The 2,195-nt window shown below is 58.9% G+C and carries 3 protein-coding genes; 2 read left to right on the forward strand and 1 reads right to left on the reverse strand.

All coding sequences use genetic code 11. The features are described 5' to 3' along the window. On the reverse strand, window positions 1–754 hold a 754-nt coding region (locus tag L692_RS0116495; RefSeq protein ID WP_025701222.1), incomplete at its 3' end, for an alpha/beta fold hydrolase. A 203-nt stretch (window positions 755–957) separates the two neighbouring features. Between L692_RS0116495 and L692_RS0116500 the strand changes: the two genes are divergently transcribed. Both L692_RS0116500 and L692_RS0116505 read left to right on the forward strand, forming a co-directional pair. Next, window positions 958–1,539: a helix-turn-helix domain-containing protein gene (locus L692_RS0116500; protein WP_025701223.1), complete on the forward strand. Its 582-nt coding sequence runs from the start codon at window positions 958–960 to the stop codon at window positions 1,537–1,539. Between the two features lie 32 nt (window positions 1,540–1,571). Further along, on the forward strand, window positions 1,572–2,195 hold a 624-nt coding region (locus tag L692_RS0116505), incomplete at its 3' end, for a YhfC family glutamic-type intramembrane protease (RefSeq protein WP_051503520.1).

The following is a 2,195-nucleotide window of genomic DNA, read 5'->3' on the forward strand; positions in this document are numbered from 1 at the left end:
AGAAGACGGCGTGCCCGCTTTGTTCAAAGGTCAGTAGCCGTGAGCCCCGAATCCCTTGATGCATCAGACGGGCGAAGTCGTAGGGACAAATCTGGTCGAGAAGCCCATGGAAAATCGCGGTGGGTACCTGAATTAAGGGGAGGTCGGGGCGCAAATCTTCGTTTCGCAGCATCAGCACACCGCCGGCGGTTCCGTGGTTGGAGGGTGATACACTGAGCGACTGGAACCACTCGCGAAAGGCGGGGGAAACCGGCTTGGCAAAAAAATTCTCTCCAAAGGACGCGACCGTCTGAGGCCGGTCGGTGTACACCCCCGCGAGCAGTTGGTCCAAGGTGGATACAGGCATCCCATAAGGATAGTCTGCCCCCCGGGTATACTTGGGAGCCGCGGCCGCCAGCAGAAGCAGCTGCGACAGACGGCAGCCCCGGTGCCGGGCCGCATAGTGCAGGGCGACGGCGCCGCCCATGGAGAATCCGACCAGCCGCACGCTCGTAAGGCGCAGGGTGTCCAGCACGACCCGGATGTCGTCGGCCATCCGGTCGTAGGTGTAGCCTTCCCAGGGCCGGTCGGAATAGCCGAAGCCGCGCAGGTCGATCGAAATACAGCGATAGCCGTATCCGGGCAGATGCGTCACCTGATATTCATACATCCGGTGATCCAGCGGCCAGCCATGCACCAGGACGACCGGCACCCCGATTCCGATATCCTCCACAAATAGCTTGACGCCAGGTTCCGTTTCAATATAGTAATGCACGGCTCCATCCCGCCTTCCATGTAATATAGTTCATGGTCGAATGAAACATGAGACAGCTCAGGGGCCGCCGCATGCTTCCGCTATACGATGTATACGCGGGGATGAAGGGAGCTATGATCGAATAAGCAGGGATCCCGGAGATTGACTTGGCGTGAAGTTAATATTATCATTATCGATAATGATAATATTAATGAGGTGAGATTATGGCCGAATCGAAGGCCGATCTGATTCTGCACCCGATTCGGATGCGCATCATTCAGGCGCTGCTGAATGGAAGGCGGCGTACGACACAGCAACTGGTCAAGGAGCTTGAGGAGATACCGCAGGCGACGATGTACCGGCATCTGAGCAAGCTGCTTAAAGCCGGGGTTCTGGAGGTAGCTGAGGAGAACAAAGTTCGCGGTGCGGTGGAGAAAGTATACTACTTGTCCCAGGGAGGCGAAGACGCTACGCCTTCGGATACGACGGAGCGGTCGGCGGGCGAGCATATGGCGCTTTTTCAGAAATTCGTCTCGTCGCTGGTCGGCGACTTCAGCGCTTATGTGCGGCAGGAGAAATACGATTTGCAAAAGGACGGCGTCTCCATGCGCCAGGTGCAGCTTCATTTGACCGATGATGAATACGCGCAGCTGTTGGCGGAAATGAGACAAGCCATGCAGAAATATGCCGGGAACGAGCCCGGAAGCGGACACAGGCGGCGGATGATCTCCACCATCGTCATTCCGGGAGCGCCCGCCGGTTCATCCGAAGGCGTAAACGAAGGGGAGGGGCAGGAAGAGCCATGAACACAAGAACAAAAGCGGGGGAGACCGCAATAATGGGAAACACTGAAAAAGACCCGTTCGCGGGAGTAACGGAGAGAACGCTGAAATATCTGCCGCTGTATATTCTGGTGCCGGTAATGTACGGGGCTGTGTTCAGCGCGGCGGGCCACGCCATAGAGTGGACCATATTCGGGCTGGGAGCGCTTGGCTGGCTGGCCGCCCTATTCCTGCGCGGACCGCTCGCCGCGCTTGTCCGGGGCTGGCCGCAGGAGCGGGCCAAGCTGGTCGTAGTCGGCAGCTCCGGTGTGCTGGAGGAAGGCGTGCGGCTCGCTCTGCTTGCCATTCTATCCGCTTCATTCCCGCAGGCGCTGTCGCTCGGCCAAGGCTGGGCGGCCATTGAAGTGCTGTTTGTCATCGTTAACGCGATCCTTATCCTGTCGCTGATTAAACGGAGCGATGAGAAGGCCATGCAGGCCAAGCAAATTCTTCAGGCGCAGGGCAATCCGCAGGCCAGTCCGCTGTGGGGCATCCTGGAGCGGATCTGGGCTTCGGCCTTTCATATCGGAGCCGCGCTGATTATCGCCCGCACCCCGTGGTTGGCGGCTCTTCTGGTTCCGCTGCACAGCGGCTTCAATCTGGCCGCTGTGCGGCTTGCAAGAACCGCCGCGCTGCCGCTG

It is taken from the genome of Paenibacillus forsythiae T98, assembly GCF_000520735.1.
Lineage (GTDB): Bacteria > Bacillota > Bacilli > Paenibacillales > Paenibacillaceae > Paenibacillus_AQ > Paenibacillus_AQ forsythiae.

Bases quoted from the DNA above. Each gene is read 5' to 3' on its own strand.
- L692_RS0116500 (WP_025701223.1), top strand. From the start codon at position 958: ATGGCCGAATCGAAGGCCGATCTGATTCTGCACCCGATTCGGATGCGC.